Consider the following 25835-nt stretch of genomic DNA (forward strand, 5'->3'; position numbering starts at 1 on the left):
CGCTTCCTCATTGCTTCCTATGCGAGCGGGGCCGCCTGGCGTCCCGTCAAGGAGGCGGCCAGGCCGCTCGCCAGGCGCGCCGTCAAACCGTAGATGCTCAGCTGCGGATTGGCGCCGACCGAAGTCGGGAACAGCGAGCCGTCGTGCACCGACACGTTCGCCAGCCCCCGGTAGCGGCCGTTCGCGTCGGTCACGCCCAGGCGTTCGTCGCCCGACATGGCGCAGCCGCCCATCACGTGGGCCGACACCACGCGCGTCAGGTGCAGGCGCTGCGGCAGCCCGGCGATGCCGCGCCTGGCCTCGGCCCAGCTGGCGTAGCGCGGCGCCATCTCGTGCCCGGTCAGCACCTCGCGCGCGCCGGCGGCGAACTGGATTTCGGCCATGCTGAGCAGCGCGCGGCGCGCGCCCTCCCACAGGACATCGTTGAGGGGATAGTCGAGCTCCGGGCTGCCGTCGGCGCGCAAGGCGACCCTGCCGCCCTGCGAGTCTTCGTGGAAGCCGTCGCGCAGCAGCGCCAGCATGGCGTGCGTATGCGGGAACTCGCGCATGATGTCCGCGTGGTGCGCGCCGAAGCCGCTCATCTTGGTGGCCATCAGCAGCGGGTGCAGCGGCGGGGCTTCGAGCTTGTACCCCATCGGTCCGTCGACCGGCGCCTGGTGCAGGAAGTGGTCGGAATACACCGTCTGCGGCGCGCCGGCCCAGCCGTCCACGCGCTGGGGGAAGATGGCGGCCGAGATCACGGTGGGATGCAGGAAGGTGCGGCGGCCCAGCATGCCGCTCGGGTCGGGCGCTTCGGAACGCAGCAGCAGCGCGGGCGAATTGATCGCGCCGCCGGCCACCACGTAGTGGCGTGCGCGCAGGCGCAGCACGCGCCCGCTCGGGCGCAGGCCCTGCGTGTCGAGGGCCTGGCAGACCAGCTCCTCGACATGCTCGCCGCGGATCGCGAAGCGCTCGGCGCGGGCGCGCGTCAGCAGGGTGGCGCCGTGATCGAGGGCGGCGGGAATCGTGGTCACCAGCATCGACTGCTTGGCGTTGGTCGGGCAGCCCATGCCGCAATAGCCGAGGTTCCAGCAGCCGTTCACGTTGCGGCGGATGAAGCCCGTCGGAATGCCGAGTTTTTCCGCGCCGCGCCGCAGGATGTCGTTGTTCTCGTTGGGAGCGGCCTGCCAGTCGCCGACCTTCAGGCGCCGCTCGGCCATCTCGAACCAGGGCGCCATGGATTCCGGCGTGGCGTCCGGCAGCGCATGGCGCCGCTGCCACCAGGCCAGCGTGTCGGGCGGCGTGCGGAAGCTCGAGGTCCAGTTGACCGTGGTCGAGCCGCCCACGGTGCGGCCCTGCAGGATATCGATGCCCTTGTCGGCCGTCTTGCGCGCGGCCGACTCCTGGTACAGCGAAGGATAGGCCTCGGCCTCGCGCATGTTGAAGTCGCGCGAGGACAGCAGCGCGCCCTCCTCCACCACGATCACGGACAGGCCCGAGCGGGCCAGGATCTCGGCGCTGATGCCGCCGCCCGCGCCGCTGCCGACGATGACGACGTCGGCCTGCATGCTGCGATCCTCGACCAGGGTCGAGGCGTCGACCACGTCCCAGCCGCGCGCCAGGCCGGCCCGGATCGGATCGGGGATGATGTGTTCCTTGCTCATGCCAGCTCCTTCATGGGCCCGGGATAGCCGATCGCTTCCCAGCCGGCCGGCTGGGCGTACCAGGCGCCCAGCACCAGGTCGTGCAGTGCATGGTAGGCCGTGCGCAGCAGGCCAAGGCGGTGCAGGCGCCAGTCCTGCAGGAAGGCGCTCACCTGTTCGGGGCGGGCGTTCTCCCAGCCGCCCGGGATGCCGGTGAGGACGCGCCGCGCCGGCGCCAGGGAGAGCAGTCCGAACAGGTCCTGCACTTCCTTTTGCGTGGCGGGCGGCAGGCCGAGGATGGCGGCATGGACGCCCTCGATGGCGGCGGCCAGCGCTTGCCGGCTCCGGGCCTGGTCAGGCGGCAGCGCACCGGCCAGGATCGCGGGCGCGATCGCATGCAGCGCGGCGCGCGCCTCGCCGTCGAGTTCGAAGCGGTGCGGCGGCGCGCTGTGCGTCGTGCGATACCAGGCGCCGCCCCCGGCCAACAGGATGGCGGCCAGGCCGCCGGCTTGCAGGAAAGTCCTGCGTGATGTCCCCATGCTCATCCTCTTGTGTTTTTTCTAGTGTACGACAAAGGTCCCGCCCCGCCACCGCCAGCGGGCCGGACTAGAGGGGATCGTCTATATGCTTCGACCCGCGCCGAAGCGAGGGACCTGGCTGCCCGGCTAGGATGGCGGCATGGAACTCATCGACTACCTCAACCAGCACTTCTTCACCCGCGCCCAGTTGCTGGCGGCCGCCTGCCTGGCCCCGGAGCACCTGGATGCGCTCATCCGCGACGGCGCGATGCCGAAGCCTTCCTACCGGCTGCGCCTTGCGCTCGGCTGCGACTCGTTTTTCGGGCCGCATGCCGAGGAGCACGCCGTCGAGTATTACGCACGCGGCTATGCTGCGTGGCTCGGCGCGCTGCAGGCGGCGCCGCGGGATCCATTCGGGATGTTCGCGCGGCGCTACCGCGAGGCGCTGGCCGCCCTGCCCCTGGAGAGCAGCGATCGGAAGCTGAACGATGGCCTGGACGCCCATCTGCGCGACGAATGGGGGCACTTCCTGGACGGGACTTACGGACTCTGTACCCGTTCCGGGCTACCGGAAGACATCGCGGCCAAGGAACTGGCCATCTGCGTCATCCGCGAGTCGACGGCATCCGAAGCGCCCGACCTGGCGCGGCTGCAGGCCGCGGTCGACCTGCTGGACCGGGCCAGCAGCCCATTCGCGCCGCACGAAAGGCTGCGCAGCTCGCGTCATCGCTACATCGATGAAATCCGCGCCCGCTATGGCTTCGCTGCAAAGGATATTTGCACGTAGCGCCCTGGATGCAAAGAACGTTTGCCTAGTCTTTCGAAGGCGCGTGCTTGAGGATCTGGCGTGCGATGCCGCGCAGGATGTTGACTTCCTCGGTCTCGAGCTGGGTGCGCGCGAACAGGCGCTTCAGGCGCGGCATCAGCTTCCCGGGGTTGTCGGGCCTGAGGAAGTCGATCGCCACCAGCGCTTCCTCCAGGTGCGTGTACATGCCTTCGATCTGGGTGACGCTGGCGGCGTCGCCATGGAAGCCCACGCCGCGCAGGTCGACGCCGTCGCCGGTCGCGGCAAGGCGCGCCTCGTAGGCCAGCACCTGGGCCGCCTGCGACAGGTTCAGCGACGAGTAATCGGGATTGGCCGGGATGTTGATCAGGACGTTGCACTGCTCGACGATGTGGTTCGGCAGGCCGACCCGCTCGTTGCCGAGCACCACGGCTGGACGCAGTTCCGCCTGCCCGGCCGCGTGGCTGGAGAAGGCGCGCGGGGTCCAGACCGGCGGCGAGAATTCGCGCAGGCGCGCCGACACGGCGGCGGCGAAGTTGCAGCCTTCCAGCGCTTCGCCGATGCTGCCGGCGATGCGGGCATTCTGCAGCAGGTCGCCCGCGCCGCTGGCGAAGGCCACCGCTTCCGCATCGTTCAGGGGATCCTCGCACTTGGGGGTGACCAGCACCAGGTCGCTGAATCCCATCGTTTTCATGGCCCGGGCGACCGCACCGATATTGCCCGCGCGGCTGGTTTCGACCAGCACAAAGCGCAGCCGGGTGAAAAGAGAAGTGTCGGGTTGGGTCGAGTTCATTTACAATAGCGCCATCGCGCGGTGTGCGAACGGTTCGAAAGCGGCTTGGGTTGATACCTGAGGCCCGCGATTGTAACGGGTTCGGCACCGCTTTGCTCTTTAATTCACTCTTATAGCCGACCGTTCACAGCGCCCTGGTGCGTTCGTGGGCCGTTCGCGTTTTTTCACGGAAAAGCCTCCATGCACCCAATGCTCAACACGGCCATCAAGGCCGCTCGCCGCGCCGCCACCGTCATCAACCGCGCGTCCTTCGATATCGACCGCATCACCGTCTCTGAAAAGCAACACAACGATTTCGTCACCGACGTCGACCAGGCGGCGGAACAGGCGATCGTCGAGACCCTGCTGAAGGCTTATCCGGATCACGCGATCCTGGCCGAGGAAAGCGGCGCGTCCGCCAACCTGAACGACGAGAGTGAAAACGTGTGGATCATCGACCCGATCGATGGCACCACCAACTTCCTGCACGGCTACCCCAACTACTGCATCGCCATCGCCCTGCAACAGCGCGGCGTGATCACCCATTCCCTGGTCTATGACCCGGTCCGCAACGACCTGTTCACCGCCAGCAAGGGCGCCGGCGCCTACCTGAACGACAAGCGTATCCGCGTGCGCAGCACCGACCGCATCGCGCGCGCCCTGCTCTCGAGCGGCCACGGCCCGGATCCGCGCGCGCTGGCCGAATACCTGCGCATGTACGAAGTCGTCGCCTCGCGCAGCCACGGCGTGCGCAGCGGCGGCTCGGCCGCCCTGGAACTGGCCAACGTGGCCGCCGGCCGCATCGACGGCTACTTCGAAAAGGGCCTGAAAGTCTGGGACATCGCCGCCGGTGCGCTGCTGGTGACCGAGGCGGGCGGCATCGTCGGCGAGTTCAACGGCGAGTCGGACTACCTGCACAAGGGTGACGTGATCGCCGCCGGCCCGAAGGTATTCGGGGGCCTGATCCCGCTGTTGTCGCCTTTCGCGTAAAATACCCTCCGTGCTTCCGGGACGGAGGACGGCCACAAGCCACCCTGTCCCGCGTCAACGGCTGGAAAGTGCCCGTTAGTTTTGCACAAAACTTTCCATAGTGAAACATTCTCACTATAATCCCGGCTAGCCGCACTGCGCACTTCGCGACATGCGGCAGCGTCCGGGCGGGATGCGGCTCGGCCGCCCGCCTGCACTATCCGATCCGAGTTCCCTGGACTGGCGCCTTTCATGGCGACGGGCCACTCTTTACTGAGAATTTATGTCTTTTTCTACACTTGGTCTGTCTGACGTCATCGTGCGCGCCGTTACTGAACAGGGTTACTCCGCCCCGACGCCGATCCAGGCCCAGGCCATTCCTGCTGTCCTGAACGGCGGCGACCTGCTGGCCGGCGCCCAGACCGGCACCGGCAAGACCGCCGGCTTCACCCTGCCGATCCTGCATCGCCTGTCGACCGACAAGACCGGCGCCGCCTTGCGCAACAAGACCGCTCCGCGCACCATCCGCGCCCTGGTGCTGACCCCGACCCGCGAACTCGCGGCCCAGGTCGAGGAAAGCGTGCGCGTGTACGGCAAGTACACCAACCTGAATTCCGCCGTGATCTTCGGCGGCGTCGGCATCAATCCGCAGATCAAGCTGCTCAAGCATGGCGTGGACATCCTGGTGGCGACGCCGGGCCGCCTGCTCGACCACGCGGGCCAGGGCACCGTCGACCTGAGCAAGATCGAGATCCTGATCCTGGACGAAGCCGACCGCATGCTGGACATGGGCTTCATCCACGACATCCGCAAGGTGCTGGCCCTGCTGCCGCCGAAGCGCCAGAACCTGCTGTTCTCGGCTACTTTCTCGGACGATATCAAGGCCCTGGCCGACCGTCTGCTGAACAACCCTGCGTCGATCGAAGTGGCGCGCCGCAACTCGACCGTGGAAGTGATCGCGCAAAAGATCCACCCGGTCGACCGCGACAAGAAGCACCCGATGCTGTCGCACCTGATCAAGTCGAACAACTGGCACCAGGTGCTGGTGTTCACGCGCACCAAGCATGGCGCCAACAAGCTGGTGGAACAGCTGGGCAAGGACGGCATCGGCGCGATGGCGATCCACGGCAACAAGAGCCAGTCGGCACGCACCAAGGCCTTGTCGGAATTCAAGGACGGCAGCCTGCAGGTGCTGGTGGCGACCGACATCGCGGCGCGCGGCATCGACATCGACCAGCTGCCGCACGTGGTGAACTACGACCTGCCGAACGTGCCGGAAGACTACGTGCACCGTATCGGCCGTACCGGCCGCGCGGGCGCGACGGGCGAAGCGGTGTCGCTGGTGTGCGTGGACGAGCACCAGATGCTGAAGGACATCGAAAAGCTCATCAAGCAGACGCTGCCGCGTCACGTGATTCCTGGCTTCGAGCCGGACCTGAACGCCAAGCCGCAGCCGATCCAGCTGCGCAGCGGCGCCCCGGGCCACCCGAACCGTGGCCGTCCGAACGGCGGCCGCAGCGGCGGCAACGGCGGCAAGCCGCGCGCCCCGGGCGCACCCGGCGCCTCCGCCGGCGCCAAGCGCAACGGCCCGCGTCCCCCGCAAGCCTCGCGCCCCGCCCGCGACCGCTAAGCCCCCCGCCGCCTTGCGCGGCGCCCCTTCGGCCAGCCGATTCAAGGCAGCCGAATGAGGGGCAAGCCCAATTAGGGTCAGAGTCGAATTGTTTGGCAATTCTGAGGAATTTCCCAACAATTCGACTCTGACCCTATTTATTTTTTAGCTCCCCGGAATCAAAAAAGCCCGAAAGCCTTAAGCTCAGCAATTTAGTTTGTTGGATCAATGGCGCCATGGCGAAACCTTGGCTGCAGGCCAGAAAATTAAATAGGGTCAGAGTCGATTTATTGGGAAATTCCTCGAAGTTGCCAAACAATTCGACTCTGACCCTGCTTGCGTGCTTGGGTTAGGATAGTGGTCTTTCTTGACTGCTTAGTACCATGCCCCAGTTCGCCGCCAACCTGAGTATGTTGTTCACCGAGGCGCCTTTCCTCGAACGCTACGCGCTGGCGCGGGCGGCCGGGTTCGAGGCGGTGGAGTGCATGTTTCCGTATGGCGTAGAGGCAGACAGCATCGCGCAGAGGCTGGAAAGGCATCGGCTGCAGCTTGTTCTCCATAACTTGCCGGCAGGGGATTGGGCGGCGGGGGAGCGCGGGATGGCTTGCGATCCGCGGCGCGTCGGGGAATTCCAAGATAGCGTCGGACTCGCCCTGGAGTACGCGATCGAGTTGAAGACGCCTCGCCTGCACTGTCTCGCGGGTAAGCTGCCGCATGGCGTCGCGGCCGAACGGGCGCACGCCACCTATGTCGAGAATCTGCGCTTCGCCGCCGCCCGGTGCGCCGAACAGGGGATCGAGCTGCTCATCGAACCCATCAATGATCGCGATGTGCCGGGCTATTTTCTAACTGGCACGCGCCAAGCGGCCGAGGTCATCGCGCAGTGCGCCGCGCCGAACCTTTTCATGCAGTACGACATCTATCACATGCAGCGCATGGAAGGCGACCTCGCCGCCACCTTGCGCGAACGCTTCGGCCTCATCCGGCATATCCAGCTCGCCGACGTCCCCGGCCGCCATCAGCCCGGCACCGGCGAGATCCACTTTCCCTTCCTGTTCCGCCTGCTCGACGAACTCGGCTATGAAGGCTGGGTAGGCTGCGAGTATGTGCCCGAGGGCGAGACGCTGGCCTCGCTCGGCTGGCTCGAGGAAGTCCGAAGGGGCCGCTAGACAAGGTGCTGACAATCCGGCAACATCGGCGCTCACTCAACCAGGCAATCAGGAGCCGCCATGATCCAAGGACTGCGTACCGTCATCTACCCCGTCGACAACCTGGCTGAAGCCGCCGCATGGTATGCGCGCGTCGCCGGCAAGGCGCCCTATTTCGACCAGCCCTTCTACGTCGGCTTCGAGATCGGCGGCTTCGAGCTGGGCCTGATTCCGGACGGCCAGCCCGGCACCAGCGGCGCGACCGCCTACTGGGGCACCCAGGATGCCGACGCCGAACTCGCCCGCCTCGTCGGGCTCGGCGCCACGGTCGATTCGCCGGTCGCCGATGTCGGCGAAGGCATCCGCGTGGCGACGGTGCGCGATCCCTTCGGCAACCTGTTCGGCATCATCCAGAACCCGCACTTCGACCCGGCCAAGGTCGCCTGAGTTGACGATTAGCAAGAACGTGCGCAGCCGGGTTTGAAAGAATGAGGAGGTTCAGGCCGCCATATTGCGCGGCCGGGGAGGACCTTCGATGCTCCAACGCCTTGCTTTGCGTCTGTTGTTCCTGGCCAGCCTGCTGCTGGCCGGCTGCGCCACCACCGGGCCCGTCAGCCTCCAGGAAGTGCGCGAGTTCGCGGACGCTTCCGCCCGCCTGGGCGGCTATGCCGAGCTGGCGCGCCGCTACCGCGACACCTACGAACGCGAACAGCCCTACCTGTCGCCGCCGGCCGACAAGCTGGCGCGCGAAAACGACGCCAAGCGCCGCGCCGTCTACGAGGACTTCGTCGCCATACAGAAGACGCTGGTGCTCTACATGCAAACCCTCAGTTTGCTGGCGGGCGATGGACGCTACGACCTGTCCGATCGTATCGATGACTTGGGCAATGGCCTGAAGGCCAATGCCGACTCCGGCCTCCAGCAGCGCCACATCGCGGCCTATACCGGCCTCACCCGCCTCCTGACGCGCGTGATCGCCTCCGGCTACCAGAACCGCAGCGTCGAGACCATGGTGCGCGACGGCGACGCCGATGTCCAGGTGCTGCTCGACGCCATGATTTCGCTCACGCGGCTGTATTACAAGACCAACGAGAATGAGAAGAAGACCGTACTCGGCATCTTCGACGTCGAGATACCGTTTTCGACGCGCAGCTCCGACCGCATGCTGGTGACCTTGGCCAAGGTCCACTACCTGAACAAGTCGACCGAGTACAGGCTGATCGACCGCCGCTACGCGCTGGCGCTGCAGGGCCTGACCAAGGTGGCGCTCGGCCACCAGAAGATGCGCGAGAACCTGAACCACCTCACGAGCGACGAAGTCCGGCGCCTGCTCGCGAACTACGGCCGCGACCTGCGGACGATCCGCGAAAACCTGTCCGGAGATTGAGAGGCTTACCATGACCAGCAATCCACCCTCTTCCGGCCGGGGAACTGCCGCTTCGCCCGGTCCCGCGACACCTTCCGCAGGAACGTCCGCCACCGCGAAGTCCGCGGCGGAGTCGCCGCCAAGCGGCCCGGCGGCGGCGCGGGCCGGCGGCCTGTCCAGCGTCGACCAGGTGGCCGAACTCGCCGACCAGCTCTCTTCCTGCGCCGACCAGCTGCACGAGCGCATCATGCGCGAGATCCGCAGCTACCAGGGCGGCCCCGTGCCGGAGAAAGTCCAGGCGACGATGCGCAAGCTGCTGGACGACGAGATCCTGCTGCGCCAGCGCGCCAACGGACTGTATGCCGACGCCGCGACCGTGATCGTGAAGGGCTTGGGCAAGCCGCAGAGCCACCTGATGGCGCTGACCGCCGATGCCGCCGAAAAGATCCGCAAGATCGGCCTGATCGGCGAAGTCACCACGCTGGTGGCCGGCCTGCTGGCCTTCGCGGGGGCGGTCGGCACCGGCCAGCCGGCGCCGATCCTGCTGGCGCTGGACAAGATCGCCAAGCAAATCAGGATCATCGAAGCGATTGCGCCGCCGAAACCGCCGACCGCTGCGGCATGAGCGTCGCCGGCCGCATCGCCCGCCCGCGACCGGCGGGCGATCCGCGGCCTCCCCGGGCTGGAGAGACAGTGCTTCCGAGCTAGCCGCACACATCACGGGAAACAGTCACGAGACGATAGCGCGCACGCCGGCGAATCGGCTGCTTTCTCCTTCATCCGGAAGCCGGCAACATCGCATCACATGAAAAAGGCGACGTGCTCCAGGCCAGCGACCGTGAAGCGCATCGCCCCCGATCATGTCGCCTATCGGCTCGCCGGCGTGCGCAGTACACCCTCGCACGCGCCGGCGCCTGTGCGCTCAGCACATATGCTGCCCGCCATTGATCGCGATGTTAGCCCCCGTCATGAAGCCAGCTTGTTCCGACGCCAGGTAAGCCACCAGCCCGGCGACCTCTTCCGGCGTGCCCAGCCGGCCAACCGGAATCGCAGGCAGGATACGTTCCTTCATCACTTTTTCAGGCACCTCGCTCACCATCCTGGTCGCCAGATAGCCGGGCGACACCGTGTTGACCGTGATGCCATGGCGCGCGACTTCCAGCGCCAGCGCCTTGGTGAAGCCATGCATGCCCGCCTTGGCCGCCGCGTAATTGGCCTGGCCGAAGGCGCCCTGCTGGCCATTGACCGAGGAAATGTTGATCACCCTTCCCCAGCTCTGCTCGATCATCGGCTCGAGCACGTGGCGGGTCATGCTGAATACGCTGTCGAGGTTCGCCCCCATGACGGCATGCCAGTCGTCGACGCCCATCTTGCGCAGGCTGCGGTCGCGCGTGATGCCGGCATTGTTGACCAGCACGTCGATCCGCTTCGTCTCGGCCAGCACGCGCTGCACCGCCCTGGCGCAGGCGCTGTCGTCGGCGACGTCGGCCTCGACCACCAGCACGTCCATCCCCTCGTCGCGCTGCGCCGCGAGCCATGCATGGCGCTGGCCATTGGACGGCGAGCAGGTCGCTGCAATGATGAATCCTTCCTGGTGCAGACGGCGGCATACTGCCGTGCCGAGTCCGCCCAGCCCGCCCGTCACCAAAGCCACTTGTTTGCTCATGATTCCTTCCCCTTGCATCACACACCGCGCTTCATGCGCAGCCCGAACTGGGGAGTGTAGGGAAGCGTTGAGATAGGTCATTTGAGGGCGATCAAACATCGCCCCTAATGGACGGGCGTGCGGCCCTGACCTGCGGTTCGGCCGCTAGGCGATGACGTCGGGCCGGCAGGTGGGATCGAAATCGGCCCAGTCGCCATCGACGATATTGCCCTGCGCGCGCTCGATGCGCTGCGCGCCCAGCTGGCGCATGATGTCGACGGCCTTGCTTTCCAGGCCGGTATCGTCGAAGGCGACCGCGACCAGCATGCCGGTCAGGCGCGGCGGGACTTCGTTCTCGTCGCCGCCTTTCTCGTGCTCCCCGGCCTCTTTCATCTTGCTGAAGCTGAACAGCGAGCCCACGTGGCCGCCGACCAGGCCGCCGACGATGGGTCCCAGCGGCCCGGTGACCGGCACCGTGGCTGCGCCGATGGCCGCGCCGACCACGCCGCCGGTGGCGACACCCTTCACCACCCCCTCCGGCGTTTCCTTGGCGCCGGGCGACAGGATGTTGTCGCCGCCGATCGGGGTGGTGTCGTGCTGGCCGGGCTGGCTGACGTAGAAGCCGCTGACGCGGTCGGCGTCGAAACCCGCGTCGACCAGCGCGCGGCGCGCGCGTTCGACGTCTTCCTGAAGCTGTACGTGCCCTGCGATGATGGTGGACATTGCGATTCCTCCTGGATCGTGGTGGCTCAAGCATGCTCCTGTCGCGCTCGCCGCTCTGTACGCAGACGCACGCTTTGCCCAACTCAGCCAGCGCGCCGGCCGCTCTCAGCGCCACATACCGTAGACCACGCCTTGCGGATCAGGTTCCAGCATGACGGCCACGGGTTCGGGTTGCCATTGACGCGGATCGATCCGGTAATACTTGAGGAACTCTCCGTACAGCGCCGGATGGCGCGCCGCCAGCTGGTGCGGCTGCTCGAAAAAGCTTTCGGTGGCGACGGCGAAGAACTCGGCCGGGCTGCTCGCGCCGTAATGGTCGAGCACGCCGTGCATGCCGAACATGGCTTCATGGCGCAGGTTGGCGTAATCGCGCGACAGCACTTCGGACCAGCTGCGGTAGCGTTCGCGGCTGCCCAGGTAGGGCGCGCCATTGGTGCTGCCGGACTCGCTGTCGAGCTGGTGCGCGAATTCGTGCAGCACCACATTGTGGCTGGGCGGCTCGGGATGGCCGGCGCGCCGCACGTGGTCCCAGGACAGGATCACGCGGCCGTCGCCCCAGGATTCGCCCAGCAGGTCCTGGCGCCCTTCGGTCACCACGCCGGCCACGTCGACTTCCTTGCGCGGCACCAGGAAGGCGCCCGGATAAACCAGGATCGTGTGCAGCGTCGGGTAGAGCAAGGCCGGCCCCTCTTGCGCGGTACGCCCGAGCAGCAGCAGGCAGGCCTGGCCGGCGATGGTCACCCGCATCTCGTCGGTCAGCTCGAGGCCGGCGCAGCCGACGAATTTCTTCTCGAACAGGAATTGCTGGACCATGCGCGCCAGCTTGTGGCGCTGGGCAGGATCCATGCCGGCATACTGCGCCACATTGCGCTCCAGCACCGCCACCTGCTCCGGCGGCAAGGGGCGCGTCAGGGCGCGGCGCCGGCGCCAAGCGGGCACCAGCCAGGCCAGCAGCGCGGCCCCGGCCAGGGAGCCAAGAATCCATGCGTCCATCATTGCGCCTGCGCGCCGACCCAGCTCAGCACATCGTCCGCGCCGCCGACCAGGCGTCCGCCGACGAATACCTGCGGCCAGGTCAGGCGCCCGGTGACGCCGCGCAGTACGCTGGTGGTGATCTTCTGGTCTTCAGAAATATCTGTGAAGATAATGCCCGCATCGTTAAGCGCCTGCTTGGCGCGCGCGCAGTGCGGGCAGCCGGGACGCGAGAACATCACCACCGGATCGGGCGCCACGGCCTCGGGATTCAGGTAGCGCAGCATGGTGTCGGCATCCGACACCTCGAAGGGATCGCCCTCCTTGTCCGGCTCGATGAAGATCTTGTCAATCACGCCGTCGCGCACCAGCATCGAATAGCGCCAGGAGCGCTTGCCGAAGCCCAGGTCGCGCTTGTCGACCAGCATGCCCATGCCTTCGGTGAAGTCGCCATTGCCGTCGGGGATGACGGTGATGTTGGCGGCGTCCTGACCGGCCTTCCACTGGTTCATCACGAAGGCGTCGTTGACCGAAATGCACAGGATGTCGTCGACGCCATTGTCGCGCAGCACAGGCGCAAGCTCGTTATAGCGCGGCAGATGCGTCGAGGAACAGGTCGGCGTGAAGGCGCCGGGCAGCGAGAACACCACCACGGTCTTGCCCTTGAACAGCTCATCGGTCGTCAGGTCGCGCCACTGGTCGTCGGGGCGCGCCTTGAAGACCACGTTCGGAACAGGCTTGCCCTGCAGGCTGTCGGCACTCGGTAACATCGTCACTCCTTGTCGGTTGAACAGGCGGTCCGGGGACCGTCGCATGGCGGACAGGTGAGGTTTATTGACCGGTTTTCAACGTGCTCGATGCAAATAGTTATTCAGCTAAATGAGGCGGCGGAAATGCATGGACAGCCAATACCCTATCGAAGCCGAAGCCCCAAAAAACAAAACCGCGCACAAGGCGCGGTGAAATGACGTCAGCGATCGTCGGACCGGAACCGGCGCGGCTCTCTACCGCGGCGGCTCCGGGGCGCGCACTCAGGCGCGTTCCTTGGCGGTCTGGCTCGGCGCCGGGCCGAACAGGGCGGCCACCAGCGGGTCGCGGGTCACCGGGCTGCGGTTCACGCGGATGGCGTAGTGGGTGTCGTCGGCCAGGATGTGGAAGTGACGGCCGCTGCCGGCCATGTTCTGCTCGCGCAGGCCCGGACGTTCCTTGCGTGGGGTGGTGCCTTCGCGCTTCGGCTGGCAGATTGCCGCCAGGAAGGCCTTGACGCGCTCCGGGTCCGGCGAGATCTGGTACACGGCCTTGCCCAGGTAGGTGGCGGTACCCTCGATATAGCGGGCCAGCTCGATGACGCCGGCTTCGCGCAGGTCGCGGATGTATTTGCGGGCGCCCGACGGCGAGAACTTCAGGAACCAGGCGATCTCGTCGGCCAGCATTTCGTGGTTCGACAGTTCATTGATCAGCTTTTGCATGTTCTCGATGCGGCGCTGCGTGGCCGAGGTCGAGCGCACGCGCTCGATGGGCGCCAGCGAGATCGGGGCGCGCTCGGTCGGTTGCGGCGGGACGCGTTCGATCAGTGCCGAGTTGCTGGAAGTGTGCACTGCGCCGGTTTCGCCTTGGGCCGCGTTGTGGTGAGTCGTTGCATGCATATTCTTGAGCTCCAATGAGAGAGTGAGACTGTGTGGTCCGGGTCGCTGTGTGTTCGTATGACACCCTGACAACACCTCGGTTCCGCTTAACTGGACTCAAGATTGCCTGTCTCAGCCCGTCCGGTCTGTGCGCCATCCAACATTCGACAACATTCCGACAAGCATTTTTGTCCACCCTCCCGAGCGCTTTTCCAGGCTCTTTTGTTTCCCATCAACAAAAAACGCACCGATTTGGTGCGTTCCGTAGAGAAATGTGGGTTTTTGATCACTGTTGTAGAATTGCACACGGCTCCTCACTAGGTGCGCTATCGCACCGAGCTTGCGGAACTTGCACTGTTAATGTTTATCCAACATCCCTGTCTATTCATGTGATGTCATCCATTTTTAACTTACGGGAGTTACCTGTGAATAATTCGAAGAAGATCGCCCTGGCTGTCGCACTCGTGTGCTCTTCCGGCGCCGCCCTCGCCCAAAATGTCAATCCGCAATGGTATGTTCAACCGAATATCACCCACGTCAAGCCGGACTCCGGCTTCGGCGTGACCGACCGCGATACCGGCGGCGGACTGAAGTTCGGCCAGGTCGTCAACGAGGCGTGGGACGTCCAGATCGGCGGCTCCCACACCCGCTTCAAGGAAAACGGCGCGCGTTACCACCAGAGCCTGCTGGGCGCCGACGCCCTGCTGTTCCTGTCGCGTAACCGCATCCGTCCGTTCGTCCTGGTCGGCCTCGGCCTGCAGCGCGACAAGGTCGAGAACCCGCTGCGCAACGTCAAGGAAACCTCCCCGTACGGCACCGTCGGCATCGGCTTCCAGGCCGACCTGGCTCCGCGCTGGTCCCTGCAAGCCGACCTGCGCACCGTGCGCGGCTTCCTGAACGAAGACCAGGCCTTCGGCTTCAAGCGCAGCAACAACAAGTACCTGACCGTCGGCATCAACTACGCGCTGAACCCGCCGCCGGCAGCGGTCGTCGCCGCCGCGACCACCACCACCACCGTCGCCGAAGCCCCGGCTCCTGCCCCGGCACCGGAACCGGCACCGGCTCCGGCACCGGCTCCGCGCTTCGAAAAGGTCACCCTGGAAGCGACCAAGCTGTTCAACTTCGACAAGGCCGAGATCATCCTGCCGGCGCCGAAGCTGGACGAGATCGCCGCCGCCCTGGCAGCCGCTCCGGACGTCACCGACGTGGACATCACCGGCTACACCGACCGCCTGGGTTCGGAAAAGTACAACCTGAAGCTGTCGGAGCGCCGCGCCAACGCCGTGCGTGACTACCTGGTCAGCAAGGGCATCGACGGCAACCGCCTGAAGGCCTACGGCAAGGGCGAAGCCAACCCGCTGGTCACCTGCAACCAGAAGAAGCGCGCAGAACTGATCGCCTGCCTCGAACCGAACCGCCGCGTCGAAGTCGAGCAGATCACCGTCGAACGCAAGGTGCAGTAATGCCGAGCCCTGGCAGTCCCTGAGCGGACTGCCGCTCGGACCAAGGGGGCTCCGGCCCCCTTTTCCTTTGGAGGAAGGCACATGGCTGTCAAGAAGTGGCTACCGTATTCGCGCCAGATCGCGCACGTGCTGCGCTGCGCCGTGTCCGAATGGCTGGACCACCGCGCATCGAGCAAGGGCGCCGCCCTCGCCTTCTATACCCTGTTTTCGCTGGCGCCCATCCTGGTGCTGGTGATCGCCGTCGCCGGCTTCTTCTACGGCGCCGAGGCGGCGCAAGGCCAGCTGCTGAGCGAGCTGCGCGGCCTGGTCGGCAAGCAGGGGGCGGAAACCATCCAGGCCATCCTGGCCGGGGCCCAGAACAAGGAAACCGGGCGCTTCGCCACCATCGTGGCGTCGATCCTGCTGTTCGTGGGCGCCACTACCGTATTCGCCGAGCTGAAGGACTCGCTCGACGAAATCTGGGACGTGCCCAAGCCCACCCAGTCCGGCGTCTGGAACGTGGTGCGCACCCGCCTGCTGTCCTTCGGCCTGATCCTGGTGCTGGGCTTCCTGCTGATGGTCTCGCTGGTCGTCAGCGCCGGCCTGGCCGTGGTGGAGCGCTACATCGGCGGCATGTGGAAAGAAGCGGCCCTGATACTCGGCTGGGTCGCTTCCGGCATCAGCTTCCTGGTCATCGCCACGCTGTTCGGCGTGATCTACAAGCTGCTCCCGAAGATCAAGCTGTCCTGGCACGACGTGACCATCGGCGCGCTCGGCACCGCCGCCATGTTCACGCTCGGGAAGTTCGGCATCGGCCTGTACATCGGCAACAGCGGCGCGGCCGACAGCTTCGGCGCGGCGGGCTCGCTGATCGCCCTGCTGCTGTGGGTGTATTACTCGGCCCAGATCTTCTTCCTGGGCGCGGAGTTCGCACGCCAGTACGCGCTCAAGATGGGCAGCCTGCGCCACAAGCCGGCGCACGAGACGGGCGACAAGAAGAAGGCCCCGATGCCGGGCAGCGCCTGAGGAAACGGATGGCCGGGCGGCGCGGGCAGGCTATTCGCCCAGCAGCTCGGCCAGCCACTCCATGCCTTCGACACGCTCGGCGACCACCTTCAGCACCATCACCACCGGCACGCCCAGCAGCAGGCCCCAGACGCCCCACAGCCAGCCCCAGAACAGCAGACTGACGAACACGGCGGCCGGGTTCATCTTGGCGATCTTGCCCGTCATCCAGGTGGCGACCACCATGCCGACCAGGGTCGCGATGCCCAGCGAAGCGCCGGCCACCAGGATCACCATGCGCAGCGACTCGAATTGCAGGAAGGCCACCATGCCGGTGGCGGCCGTGATCAGGAGCGGCCCGAAGTAAGGCATCAGGTGGGCCACGCCCGAGAAGGCGGCCCAGGCGCCGGCGTTTTCCAGCCCGATCGCGCGCAGCGCGCCCCACATCAGCAAGGCCAGCAGCACGTTGGTGACGAGCAGCATGAACATGTAGTTCTGGATCGAGGTGTTGATGTCGTCCAGGATGTGCACCGTCACTTTCTTGCGCGTCAGCGACGGCCCGGTCAGCTTGACCAGCTTGCGCTTGAAGGTATCCCCCGCCAGCAGCAGGAAGAACACCAGGAACACCACCATGGTCGCCTGCGACAGGAAGGTCGCCAGGCCGACCGAGCCGGCCAGCACCCAGTCCATCACGCGGATATTCGAACCGGCCGCAGCCGCCGGCAGCTGGCTCTGGCGCTTGGGCGCCGCGCGGCGCGTATCGCTGCCAACATTGTTGGCGGCGCGTTCGATCTCGGCCGCGGCCGCCTGGACCTGCTGGATGGTCGAGCGCTGGCCGCCCGGGTTGTTGGTCAGGATCTTGGTGATCTTGTGGGTGAGCGTCGGCAGCTCGTCGATGATGTTGAAGAATTCGTCCTGCAGCCGGTAGATGGTGCCCGCCATCAAGGCGACGATCACGGCGGTGACCAGGGTGGCCCCGACGATGCGGCGCACATGCATGCGCTCGAACCAGAGCACGACCGGATTCAGGGTGTAGGCGATCAGGATGCCGAGCAGCAGCGGCACGAAGAACTTCTGCGCCCATTGCAGGGCGAACACGCAGGCGATGGTCGCCAGGATGCCCAGCGACAGGCCGCGGGCATTGACGTGCACCGGGAGGCGCAGGCCGCCGGCGTGGAGGGCCAGGTCCTCCTCGGCATGAGGAGGCTGCTGGCCGTCGGGATGTGCGTCCGGGGCGGCTTCGTCAGGCGTGGGGGCCGGCAAGGGGGCCGGCGTCGGGGACGCCGGATCGGATTTAGCTAGCTGCATGGAAAACGCCTGAACAATGAACCGGGCCGCCCCGGTGACCCGCTATTATTTCACACGGATGTCGTTTTTGACCGAAGTCACGCCTTTCACGCCACGCGCGATCTCCACGGCGCGCTGTGCATCGCCCGGCTGGGCCACGAAGCCCGACAGCTGGACGTCGCCCTTGTAGGTCTCGACGTTCACCTCGGTCGCCTTCACGTTCGGGTCGGCGGCCAGGGCTGCCTTCACCTTGGTGGTGATGACGGCGTCGTCGACGTATTCGCCGGCGGTCTTGGCGGTGTTGTCCGAGCTGTTCGATGCGCAGCCGGCAGCGGTGATGGCGACGGCGGCGGTGAAGGCGGCGGTGATGAGGCGTTGTGCGATTTTCATGATGGCTCCTTGTTAGTGGTCAGAGATACAGCTGTGCCCTGTCGGGCGGGTTGTGCAGCACCGGCGCCGGCCGGCGCGCGGGGTCTTATTTACCGAAGGCGGCTTTCGCGGCGTTCACGCACTGGTCCTTGGCGGCGCCGGCGAAGGCGTCGCATTTTTCCAGCGCCACCCTGTATTCGGCGGCAATCTTGTCTTCGCGCGCATCGAGGCGCGCCTCGATGGTCTTGCGGTCGGCCTTGGCGTCGGCCTGGGCCGCCACCAGCACGGCCTTGGCCTGCTCCATGCATACGTCGCGGTCGTTGCCCGCCAGGCCGGCGCAGCGCACCTTGTCGCGGTCGTAGTTGGCCGAGGCGATGCGCATCCGCGCCTTGGTGTAGGCGGCCAGGGTGTTCTTGTAGGCGGCGCCCGCTTCTTCGTCGACACGGACGCGCGCCGCGCGCGCTTCGGCCACGCACAGGTCATGCGGATTGCCGGCGATCAGGTCGCACTTGGCGCGCGCCGCTTTGTAGTTCGCCGCGGCGGACTCGCGTGCCTGCTCGTAAGCCGTTTTCGCATCCGGCACCGGTTGTTGCGCACGGCTGTGTCCGGCCCAACCGAGGGCAGCGCCGAGCAGCAAAAGCGCATGCGAGGTTTTCATTTTTTCTTCTCCATTTGTCAACACGCTAACCCACGTTGTACACGTCGCGCCCAGCGTTTTCTGTTCGGTATCGAACACATTCGACAGGACACAACAGTTCGGCCCGGCTGCCTCGAAAGGTGGGTGCGGCACCGCACAGACCCCCTATGTCCACATGGCTAATCTGAGCTCATACTTTTGTCAGGAGAACAACATGAACGCTACCCGCACCCTCGCCGCCGTCGTCGTCGCCACTGGCGCCCTGCTCACTGGCTGCGCCAGCAATAATCCCCAGCCGTACAACGACGGTTATGCCAGCGGCGGCTACGCCAATGGCCGCTACGACAATGCCAACATGGGCTACGGCACCATCGAATCGATCCAGGTGACCCGGGCCGACGGCCGCACCAGCGGCGCCGGCGCGCTGCTGGGCGGCGTGGTCGGCGCCCTGGCCGGCAACCAGGTCGGCAGCGGCAGCGGCCGTACCGCCGCCACCGTGGCCGGCGGTGTCGCCGGCGCTGCGATCGGCAACCGCGTCGAAGGCAACCGCAACGCGACCGGCCAGGAGCTCTACCAAATCAACATCCGCATGGACAACGGCGAATACCGCACCGTGACCCAGGACAGCGTGTATGACCTGCGCGTCGGTAATCGGGTTCGCATGGTCGACGGCCGCGTCTATCGCTACTAATCGGCTGCAGGCGGTAGGCAGCGATGGGCGCGCTTCTGCTCGTCATCCTGCTGGTGGCCCTGGTCGGCGTACTGCCGACCTGGAGCCACAGTCGAAGCTGGGGATATGGCCCGGTTGGGGTGACCGGCGTGCTGGTGATCGTGCTGGTCGTCCTGCTGCTGACCGGATGGCTGTAGTCTGACCGGCCGGCGCCGCGTGCGCCGGATATTGAAGCTGGAGGCAAGCATGGAACACATGAACCGCCTGGTGCGCGGCGTTTGCGCCTGCGCGCTCGGCATCGCTGCGCTCGCGGCGCAGGCGCAAGTACAGGAACCGGCGAAGGAACAGGCCCAGCCCCAGGCGGGCGCCGAGGCCGCCGTACGCAACACCGATGCCGCGGTGAATCCGACCGTCGCACGGCAGCAGGCGCGCGAGATCGCGCAAGGCGATCCGGCGCGCTGGTACCGCGACGATCCGACCCGCCAGGCAAAGATGAAGACGCTGCAGAAGGAAATCGGCGCCGCGCTGCAGGAAGCGCAGAACGCGTGCAAGAAGCGCCCCGCCGCCGAACGCAGCGCCTGCATGAAGGAAGCGCGCGCAACCTGGCAGCAGGACATGGCCCAGGCCAAGGCGCAGCTGGACCAGGAGCAGTGAGCCAGGACTGACAGGCACACATCGCCGGCTGGAGCCGGCCGTCTTGGCGGCCGGCCAGGCAGCTCCGCGCCGCGAGCGCGTCCCCTCTTCTCTCTCCCCCGATCCAACGCCACCATGTTCGCCTGGACACCTAGGGTTGGCGGCTACGCCGCCGACGCAGTGATGCTCAACGTCTCTCTCATCGGCCGATTCTCGACGCAGTTTGAACGCGTCGGCGGCGAAGCCGCCAACCCTGCTCCTCCGTTCCTTGTTGACAGTCGGCGCGCGCATTGGCCGCCATCCATGCTGCACAAAAAAAGACGGCGTCCAATCCCCGATTGAGACGCCGCTCAAGCCCCACCATATTCGTGACAGGCTTCTTGTGCTTCTTGTCGTGCAGCCCAGTGCCGGCTAGTGCGCCAGTTGCTGTTGCTGCGCCTTCCTGCGATTCAGATACCAGCCCAGCGCCCCCACTGCCAGCACCGCGCCCGCCGCCGGCTTGCCCAGCCGGCGCTGGCGGACGAAATTCACCACGGCCAGCGCGTACGGCATCAACACCGACACATTGGTGCCCGTCGGCTTGAGCAGCGCGTCGGCGCGTGCACGCAGGGCCCAGGTGGCGTGGTCGATCGCCGAATGCAGCATCACCTCAGGCCGTGCCGCGTGCCGGATGTGCGCCTTCGCATGCGCCACGCCGGCCCGGAAGAATTCCCCTTCGCGCAGCAGCTCCTGCTTGCGGGCTACCGGGTCCAGGCTATGCTTGTGACCCGCCAAACCAGTCGTTCCGTCATGATTGTGCATGATTCCTCCCCATCGTGTCGCCGCTTAGAGCAGCATGTCGCGGTCGTTCTTCAGTTCCTTCATGGTCGCAGGGAGAGCCAGCTTGTTTTGCTTCAGCATGGACAGTCCCTTCGCCACCAGCACCGCAGTGACGAGAAGAAAAATGACGAACATAATCAACAGGATCTTCCAGCCCATGGCATCCCAGGCCAGCGCCACCACCATGGCCGTGCCGTAGGCGACGGCGAACCAGATCGAGAGCACGGCGACGGCGAAGATCGCCACCAGCTCGATCACGTGGTTGCGCACTTCGGACAGCTCGAGCGCGGCCAGTTCCACACGCGAGACGAGCAGGCCGAAGATGCTCTTGCCCAGGCTGGAGATCCCGCCCATGAGGCCGGGGTTGTGCACTACGGTATCGTTTTTTTCCACGGCAGCCCCCGGCGCAGATTATTTGGAATTGCGGCTAAGCAGCACACCGAGCAGGATGCCGACGCCGGCCGCGACGGCCATGGTGCGCCATGGGTTGTCCTTCACGTAGACATCGGCCTCGTGCGCCAGTTCCTTGCTGCGCTCCACGGCCTGGCCCTGCATGGTGCTGGCCTTGCCGAGCGCGCGGTCCAGCATTTCCATGCCGCGGTGGCGCAGCTCGTCGGCCTTCTCGCCGGTCAGGTTGGCCGCCGCCGTCAGCATCGACTGCGCATCGCGCACCAGGGCCTTCATGTCGGACTGGGTGGCGTAGGTGGCGCCGCTGATCGGATGCAGGCTGTCGTTGCTGGAAGAGCGGTGTGTGTGGTGCATGATCTACTCCTTTGTGTCGTTGTGATAGGTGTTGATGGTTGGCCGGCCCGCTTCAGGACAGCAGGTCGCGCATGTCGTCGGCGTGCTCCTCCTCGACCGCCATGATGTCGGTGAGCATCTTGACCGTGGTCGGGTCCTTGTCGCCGATGGTGGCGATCATCTGGCGGTAGGACTCGATCGCCACCCGCTCGGCGATCAGGTCGGCGCGGATCATGGCCTGCACGTCCTCGGATTCGTCGTACTCGGCGTGGCTGCGCGAGGTCAGCGTGGCCGGGTTGAAGTTCGGCGAGCCGTTCAGCTGGACGATGCGCTCGGCGATGCGGTCGGCATGGTCCTGCTCCTGCTGGGCGTGCTCGAGGAACTCGGCCTTGATGTGGCCGGTGTTGGGGCCGCTCACCGTGTAGTAGTGGCGCTTGTAGCGCAGCACGCACAGCAGCTCGGTGGCCAGCGCGTCGTTGAGCATCGCGATGACCGCTTCGCGGTCGGCCTGGTAGCCCTCGGTGACGGCGCCGTCGTCGAGGTTGGCCGCGGCGCGGCGGATCGCGCCGATGTCGAAGCCGTGCGCTAACTTGGTCTTCTGTTCCATAGTGAATCCTTACATTACGGTAAAAACGTAGGGTAAAAGCCGGCGGCGAAAGCGTGCCATTCATGCCCGGGCGGTGCCGGGCGGCCGTCTCAGCGCCCTGCCGCGCGCGGCGGAATCTGCGCGCCCTCGTTCGACAGCACGATCTCCACCCGGCGATTCAGCTGGCGATTGCCGGCGGTGTCGTTCGGCGCCACCGGGAAGGCTTCGCCATAGGCGCGCATCGCGATCCGCTCGCGCGGCACGCCCAGCTGGCCGAGGGCGGTGGCCACGGCGTTGGCGCGGCGCTGCGCCAGTTCCAGGTTGTAGGTCTCGCTGCCGACACTGTCGGTAAACCCTTCGACCAGCACGCTACGGTTCGGGTTCTGCGCCATCACGTCGGCCAGCTTGCGCAGGGTCGACATGCCGTTCGGCGTCAGGCTGGACTTGTCGGTGCCGAACAGCACGTCGCCGATCGTCACCACATAGCCGCGCTCGGTCTTGACGGCATGCAGCTCCACCAGCAGGGCTTCGAGCTGGGCCGCGCGCTGGGCCAGCGCCGCGTTCTGCTGCTGGGCGGCCTGGGCCTGGGCCTGGGCGGCCGCCGCCTGCTGCTGGGCCGCCGCGGCCTGGGCCTGGGCGGCCTCGGCTTCGCGCCTGGCGCGCTCGGCCTCGGCGGTGCGGGCTTCCAGGCGCACGGCATCGCGTTCGCGCCCGGCGTTGGCGATATCGGCCTCGGCGGCCTTGGCCTTGGCGACTTCCTGGGCGGTGGCGATCTTCTGCTTGGCCAGGTAGGCCAGGCGGTCGATGTCGTTCAGGCTCTCGCGGCGCGCGGCGGCGGCGTTGGCCTGGTCGAGGGCGTCGCTGGCCTGCTTGAACTCGAGCGGCGCGTAGGACGAAATCTGCGGATTGTTGTTGGCGGCGACGAAATCGGCGCGCGCCTGGTCGAGGGTCGGGGTGGTCACGGGGGCGCTCGCGCAGGCAACCGCCAGGACGGCGGCGGCCAGCATCGAGATCACGGGCTTGCGGTTGTTCATGGTCTGGTCCTCTTCTTGTTCGGGCGCCATGGGCGCGGACGCATGGGTGGCCGGTGCGCCGGCCTCGCGTGGCCGGGCGCTCGCGGCTGGACGCTTACTGCTGTTGCTGCGGTTGCGGGGTCGGCTGCGGCTGCTGGGTCGTGCCGGTCTGGCTGCTGCCCATCTGGGTGCTGCCGGCATTGGCGCGGTCGACTTCCTCGCGCAGCACGCGCAAGTCTTCGTTCAGCTGGTTGGCGGTGGCGTTGGCCTTGGCCGAGCGGGCCTTGCTCTGGGCCAGCTTGGCGTCGGCCTGGGCCTGGATCGCGAGTTCGCGCGCCAGCTTGTAGTCCTTGGCCGCCAGCGCCTGGTTGGCGCGCAGCATCTTCGAACGCGCAGCCGAGACTTCCTCGGGAGCCAGTTCGGCGGCGCCGGCGGCGACGGCGTTTTCGACGGCGTTGCGCGACACCGCCACGTCGGCGGTCGCGGGCGCCTTCTGTTCGCTGGCGCAAGCGGTGAGCGCCAGGACGGCGCACAGGCAGCCGAGACGGGCCAGATGTTGCATCGGATGAGTCTTGTCCATCACAGTCTCCTGGGGTGAAGATGATTTAGACAAGGTTATAAACCTGTTATCGGAATCGCTCGGTTCGCTGGCGCACATTGCCCCAGCGAAGGCCCTGCGGCGGGGGCCTTCCGCGATGGGTGCGGCACCGCACATCAATACGCTTCGGCTTGCGCTACGCTCGGCCCAACAATCCCTGACAGGAAGGACCGCCATGGCCGACATGCCGACGCCGGCGGCCACGAACTCCGAGGCCGGCCGCAAGCACAAAAGCAAGAAAAAGATCCTCTTGACCATCCTGGGCATCGTCATCGCGCTGCCCGTGCTGGCCATTATCTTCATCCTCACCTTCGACTGGAACCGCGCGCGGCCCTGGATCAACACCCGGGTCAGCGATGCGATCGACCGTCCCTTCGCCATCCGCGGCGACCTCGAGGTCGAATGGGAACGTCCGGCCAGGAACATGGCCCCGGCCGAGCGCACCTGGCGCGACCACATCCCCTGGCCCTACCTCTACGCCGACGATGTGTACGTGGGCAATCCGGCGAACCTGCCGGTGCGCGACATGGCCAGCGTACGCCAGTTCTCGTTCTCGCTCAATCCATTCGCGCTGCTGGACAAGACCATCCACATTCCGCTGCTGCGCTTCGACTCGCCGCGCGTGGACCTGCTGCGCACCGACGAAACCCACAACAACTGGACCTTCAAGCGCAACCAGGAGAAATCGCGCTGGAAGCTCGACCTCGAGCGCGTGGTGCTGACCGACGGCGTCGTGCACATCAAGGACGCGGTCACCAAGGCCGATGTCACGGCCCAGGTGCGCACCCTCGACAAGGATCCGAAATACGGCGTCGGCTGGACCCTGAGCGGCACCTACAACGGCGCGCCCGTGAAAGGCGGCGGCAAGGCCGGCGCGGTGCTCTCGCTCAAGCAGCAGAGCACGCCCTACCCCATCCAGGCCGATATGCGCTCCGGCAAGACGCGCATCGCCGTCGAAGGCACGGTGACGCGCCCGGCCAGGCTGGCGGCGCTCGACCTCAAGCTCGACCTGGCGGGTCCCAGCATGGACCAGCTGTACTACTTCACCAAGGTGCTGCTGCCGACCACCGGCCCGTTCTCGACCTCGGGGCACCTGACCGGCACGCTCAGCGAAGACAGCAAGCGCTGGGTGTATGAGGACTTCAAGGGCAAGGTGGGCTCGAGCGACATCGGCGGCCGGCTCGAATACGTCACCGGCGGCGAGCGCCCCAAGCTGTCGGGCAACGTGCGTTCGAAACAGCTGGTGTTCGCCGACCTGGCCCCGCTGATCGGCGCCGACTCCAACAAGGCCAAGCAGGAGCGCAATGCCGAGACCCTGCAGCCCGAGGGCAAGGTGCTGCCGGTCGAGGAATTCAAGACCGAGCGCTGGAACGTGCTCGACGCCGACGTGCGCTTCGCCGCCGACCGCGTCATCCGCGACAAGGCCCTGCCGATCAGCAAGCTCTCGACCCACCTCAAGATGCAGAACGCGGTGCTGAGCCTGGAGCCGCTCGAGTTCGGCATGGCGGGCGGCACGGTGCGCTCCAACATCCGCCTGGACGGCCGCGGCCGCGAAGGCAAGAACGCGATCAAGGCCACCGCCAAGGTCGCGGCGCGCAAGATCCAGATCAAGCAGCTGTTCCCCCAGGTCGAGCAGATCCAGCAGGCGACGGTGGGCCAGATCAATGGCGACGCCCAGCTGTCTGCGGTCGGTAATTCGGTGGCCAGCTTGCTGGCCGGCTCGAACGGCGAGCTGAAGGCCCTGGTCGATCGTGGAACGGTGAGCAAGATGCTGCTGGAAATGGCTGGCCTGAACGTCGGCAACATCATCCTCACCAAGCTGTTTGGCGACAAGCAGGTCCAGCTCAATTGCGTGGCGGCCGACTTCGCCGTCACCAGCGGCATCGCCAAGACCCGCAGTTTCGTGATCGATACCGAGGAAGCCCTGATCACGGTGGACGGCGCCATCAACCTGGCCGGCGAGCAGCTCGACCTGCGCGTCAACCCGCAGACCAAGGCCCTGCGCATCTTCTCGCTTCGCGCCCCGCTCTACGTGCGCGGCCCGTTCAAGAAGCCGGACGTGTCGATCGACAAGAAGGTGCTGGCCCTGAAAGCCGGCGGCGCGGCAGCGCTGGCCGCGGCGGCGGCGCCGGTGGCGGCCCTGCTGCCCCTGATTAACGCCGGCCCGGGCGAGGACAGCGATTGCGCCCGCCTGGTGGCCCAGGCCAAGGAGAAGCCGACCGCTCCGCCGCCGGGCAAGGTCCAGCGTCGCTAAGGAGGATGGCGCGCACCGACTAGCGAAC

30 protein-coding genes are annotated in these 25835 nt (G+C 66.4%); 13 read left to right on the plus strand and 17 right to left on the minus strand.

From position 1 onward, the window contains the following. Window positions 1-17: 17 nt before the first annotated feature. Both KBW95_RS07715 and KBW95_RS07720 read right to left on the minus strand, forming a co-directional pair. Window positions 18-1643, minus strand: a complete 1626-nt coding sequence (locus tag KBW95_RS07715) for a GMC family oxidoreductase (RefSeq protein ID WP_211527892.1) — start codon at window positions 1641-1643, stop codon at window positions 18-20. After that, window positions 1640-2161: a twin-arginine translocation signal domain-containing protein gene (locus KBW95_RS07720; RefSeq protein WP_211527893.1), complete on the minus strand. Its 522-nt coding sequence runs from the start codon at window positions 2159-2161 to the stop codon at window positions 1640-1642. Before KBW95_RS07720 ends, KBW95_RS07715 begins: the two co-directional genes overlap by 4 nt. Window positions 2162-2300: 139 nt before the next feature. Between KBW95_RS07720 and KBW95_RS07725 the strand changes: the two genes are divergently transcribed. After that, window positions 2301-2927, plus strand: coding sequence for a DUF6058 family natural product biosynthesis protein (locus KBW95_RS07725; RefSeq protein ID WP_211527894.1), 627 nt, complete (start codon window positions 2301-2303; stop codon window positions 2925-2927). 25 nt (window positions 2928-2952) lie between these two features. On the opposite strand, the gene KBW95_RS07730 is transcribed toward KBW95_RS07725, so the two are convergent. Beyond that, entirely contained in the window at window positions 2953-3717 is a 765-nt protein-coding gene (locus tag KBW95_RS07730; protein WP_211527895.1) for an RNA methyltransferase, read from the minus strand. Window positions 3718-3906: 189 nt separating this feature from the next. Here KBW95_RS07730 and KBW95_RS07735 point away from each other — a divergent pair, with 189 nt between their 5' ends. The 6 genes from KBW95_RS07735 to KBW95_RS07760 all read left to right on the plus strand — a co-directional run bounded on the left by KBW95_RS07735 (window position 3907) and on the right by KBW95_RS07760 (window position 9413). After that, window positions 3907-4686 (plus strand): inositol monophosphatase family protein, encoded by a 780-nt coding sequence (locus KBW95_RS07735; protein ID WP_211526885.1) that lies wholly within the window; start codon window positions 3907-3909, stop codon window positions 4684-4686. Between the two features lie 262 nt (window positions 4687-4948). Further along, complete coding sequence (locus KBW95_RS07740) at window positions 4949-6295, plus strand: DEAD/DEAH box helicase (protein WP_211527896.1); 1347 nt, start codon at window positions 4949-4951, stop codon at window positions 6293-6295. A 362-nt stretch (window positions 6296-6657) separates the two neighbouring features. Further along, the gene (hyi, locus tag KBW95_RS07745) at window positions 6658-7443 is read left to right on the plus strand and encodes a hydroxypyruvate isomerase (RefSeq protein ID WP_211525891.1); all 786 of its coding nucleotides are present in this window, start codon (window positions 6658-6660) and stop codon (window positions 7441-7443) included. Window positions 7444-7503: 60 nt separating this feature from the next. Then, window positions 7504-7869 (plus strand): VOC family protein, encoded by a 366-nt coding sequence (locus tag KBW95_RS07750; protein ID WP_211525890.1) that lies wholly within the window; start codon window positions 7504-7506, stop codon window positions 7867-7869. Window positions 7870-7957: 88 nt separating this feature from the next. Continuing rightward, window positions 7958-8809 carry a hypothetical protein gene (locus KBW95_RS07755; protein ID WP_211525889.1) on the plus strand — a complete coding sequence of 284 codons (852 nt, stop codon included), beginning with the start codon at window positions 7958-7960 and terminating at the stop codon, window positions 8807-8809. A gap of 10 nt (window positions 8810-8819) precedes the next feature. After that, window positions 8820-9413, plus strand: coding sequence for a hypothetical protein (locus tag KBW95_RS07760; RefSeq protein WP_229429608.1), 594 nt, complete (start codon window positions 8820-8822; stop codon window positions 9411-9413). Window positions 9414-9710: 297 nt separating this feature from the next. Here KBW95_RS07760 and phbB read toward each other — a convergent pair whose 3' ends face one another. From phbB to KBW95_RS07785, 5 genes are all read right to left on the minus strand, one after another. After that, window positions 9711-10454: an acetoacetyl-CoA reductase gene (gene phbB / locus KBW95_RS07765; protein WP_211527897.1), complete on the minus strand. Its 744-nt coding sequence runs from the start codon at window positions 10452-10454 to the stop codon at window positions 9711-9713. Between the two features lie 144 nt (window positions 10455-10598). After that, complete coding sequence (locus KBW95_RS07770) at window positions 10599-11156, minus strand: hypothetical protein (protein ID WP_211525887.1); 558 nt, start codon at window positions 11154-11156, stop codon at window positions 10599-10601. Between the two features lie 105 nt (window positions 11157-11261). Then, on the minus strand, window positions 11262-12152 hold the full coding sequence (locus KBW95_RS07775; protein WP_373888769.1) for a zinc-dependent peptidase: 891 nt from the start codon (window positions 12150-12152) through the stop codon (window positions 11262-11264). Next, a complete protein-coding gene (locus KBW95_RS07780; RefSeq protein WP_211527898.1) occupies window positions 12149-12898 on the minus strand; it encodes a glutathione peroxidase in 750 nt (249 codons plus the stop codon). Before KBW95_RS07780 ends, KBW95_RS07775 begins: the two co-directional genes overlap by 4 nt. Window positions 12899-13159: 261 nt before the next feature. After that, on the minus strand, window positions 13160-13774 hold the full coding sequence (locus KBW95_RS07785) for a winged helix-turn-helix domain-containing protein (protein ID WP_211525884.1): 615 nt from the start codon (window positions 13772-13774) through the stop codon (window positions 13160-13162). A gap of 404 nt (window positions 13775-14178) precedes the next feature. Between KBW95_RS07785 and KBW95_RS07790 the strand changes: the two genes are divergently transcribed. Next, window positions 14179-15216 carry an OmpA family protein gene (locus KBW95_RS07790; protein WP_211527899.1) on the plus strand — a complete coding sequence of 346 codons (1038 nt, stop codon included), beginning with the start codon at window positions 14179-14181 and terminating at the stop codon, window positions 15214-15216. 81 nt (window positions 15217-15297) lie between these two features. Beyond that, entirely contained in the window at window positions 15298-16221 is a 924-nt protein-coding gene (locus KBW95_RS07795) for a YihY/virulence factor BrkB family protein (RefSeq protein WP_211527900.1), read from the plus strand. Window positions 16222-16251: 30 nt separating this feature from the next. Here KBW95_RS07795 and KBW95_RS07800 read toward each other — a convergent pair whose 3' ends face one another. From KBW95_RS07800 to KBW95_RS07810, 3 genes are all read right to left on the minus strand, one after another. After that, the gene (locus KBW95_RS07800; protein WP_211525881.1) at window positions 16252-17508 is read right to left on the minus strand and encodes an AI-2E family transporter; all 1257 of its coding nucleotides are present in this window, start codon (window positions 17506-17508) and stop codon (window positions 16252-16254) included. Between the two features lie 45 nt (window positions 17509-17553). Continuing rightward, complete coding sequence (locus KBW95_RS07805; protein ID WP_211525880.1) at window positions 17554-17877, minus strand: BON domain-containing protein; 324 nt, start codon at window positions 17875-17877, stop codon at window positions 17554-17556. Between the two features lie 85 nt (window positions 17878-17962). After that, window positions 17963-18514 (minus strand): hypothetical protein, encoded by a 552-nt coding sequence (locus tag KBW95_RS07810; protein WP_211525879.1) that lies wholly within the window; start codon window positions 18512-18514, stop codon window positions 17963-17965. 193 nt (window positions 18515-18707) lie between these two features. Here KBW95_RS07810 and KBW95_RS07815 point away from each other — a divergent pair, with 193 nt between their 5' ends. From KBW95_RS07815 to KBW95_RS07825, 3 genes are read left to right on the plus strand one after another with little or no spacing between them, the layout of a single operon-like run. Beyond that, the gene (locus KBW95_RS07815; RefSeq protein WP_211527901.1) at window positions 18708-19184 is read left to right on the plus strand and encodes a glycine zipper 2TM domain-containing protein; all 477 of its coding nucleotides are present in this window, start codon (window positions 18708-18710) and stop codon (window positions 19182-19184) included. Between the two features lie 23 nt (window positions 19185-19207). After that, complete coding sequence (locus KBW95_RS07820) at window positions 19208-19360, plus strand: DUF3309 family protein (protein WP_211525877.1); 153 nt, start codon at window positions 19208-19210, stop codon at window positions 19358-19360. 49 nt (window positions 19361-19409) lie between these two features. After that, the gene (locus tag KBW95_RS07825) at window positions 19410-19817 is read left to right on the plus strand and encodes a hypothetical protein (protein ID WP_211525876.1); all 408 of its coding nucleotides are present in this window, start codon (window positions 19410-19412) and stop codon (window positions 19815-19817) included. A 390-nt stretch (window positions 19818-20207) separates the two neighbouring features. On the opposite strand, the gene KBW95_RS07830 is transcribed toward KBW95_RS07825, so the two are convergent. The 6 genes from KBW95_RS07830 to KBW95_RS07855 all read right to left on the minus strand — a co-directional run bounded on the left by KBW95_RS07830 (window position 20208) and on the right by KBW95_RS07855 (window position 23535). After that, the gene (locus tag KBW95_RS07830; RefSeq protein WP_211527902.1) at window positions 20208-20597 is read right to left on the minus strand and encodes a hypothetical protein; all 390 of its coding nucleotides are present in this window, start codon (window positions 20595-20597) and stop codon (window positions 20208-20210) included. 24 nt (window positions 20598-20621) lie between these two features. Then, window positions 20622-20987, minus strand: a complete 366-nt coding sequence (locus KBW95_RS07835; RefSeq protein ID WP_373888770.1) for a phage holin family protein — start codon at window positions 20985-20987, stop codon at window positions 20622-20624. A 39-nt stretch (window positions 20988-21026) separates the two neighbouring features. After that, window positions 21027-21299 carry a YqjD family protein gene (locus KBW95_RS07840; protein WP_373888772.1) on the minus strand — a complete coding sequence of 91 codons (273 nt, stop codon included), beginning with the start codon at window positions 21297-21299 and terminating at the stop codon, window positions 21027-21029. Between the two features lie 130 nt (window positions 21300-21429). Next, window positions 21430-21963 (minus strand): bacterioferritin, encoded by a 534-nt coding sequence (locus KBW95_RS07845; protein WP_211527903.1) that lies wholly within the window; start codon window positions 21961-21963, stop codon window positions 21430-21432. An 89-nt stretch (window positions 21964-22052) separates the two neighbouring features. Continuing rightward, a complete protein-coding gene (locus tag KBW95_RS07850; protein ID WP_229429610.1) occupies window positions 22053-23006 on the minus strand; it encodes an OmpA family protein in 954 nt (317 codons plus the stop codon). A 64-nt stretch (window positions 23007-23070) separates the two neighbouring features. After that, window positions 23071-23535, minus strand: coding sequence for a DUF4398 domain-containing protein (locus tag KBW95_RS07855; RefSeq protein WP_211527904.1), 465 nt, complete (start codon window positions 23533-23535; stop codon window positions 23071-23073). A gap of 193 nt (window positions 23536-23728) precedes the next feature. Here KBW95_RS07855 and KBW95_RS07860 point away from each other — a divergent pair, with 193 nt between their 5' ends. Further along, the gene (locus tag KBW95_RS07860; RefSeq protein WP_211527905.1) at window positions 23729-25807 is read left to right on the plus strand and encodes an AsmA family protein; all 2079 of its coding nucleotides are present in this window, start codon (window positions 23729-23731) and stop codon (window positions 25805-25807) included. Window positions 25808-25835 lie beyond the last annotated feature (28 nt).

Origin of the sequence: Massilia sp. ZL223 (assembly GCF_018119395.1) — a bacterium.
Lineage (GTDB): Bacteria > Pseudomonadota > Gammaproteobacteria > Burkholderiales > Burkholderiaceae_D > Telluria.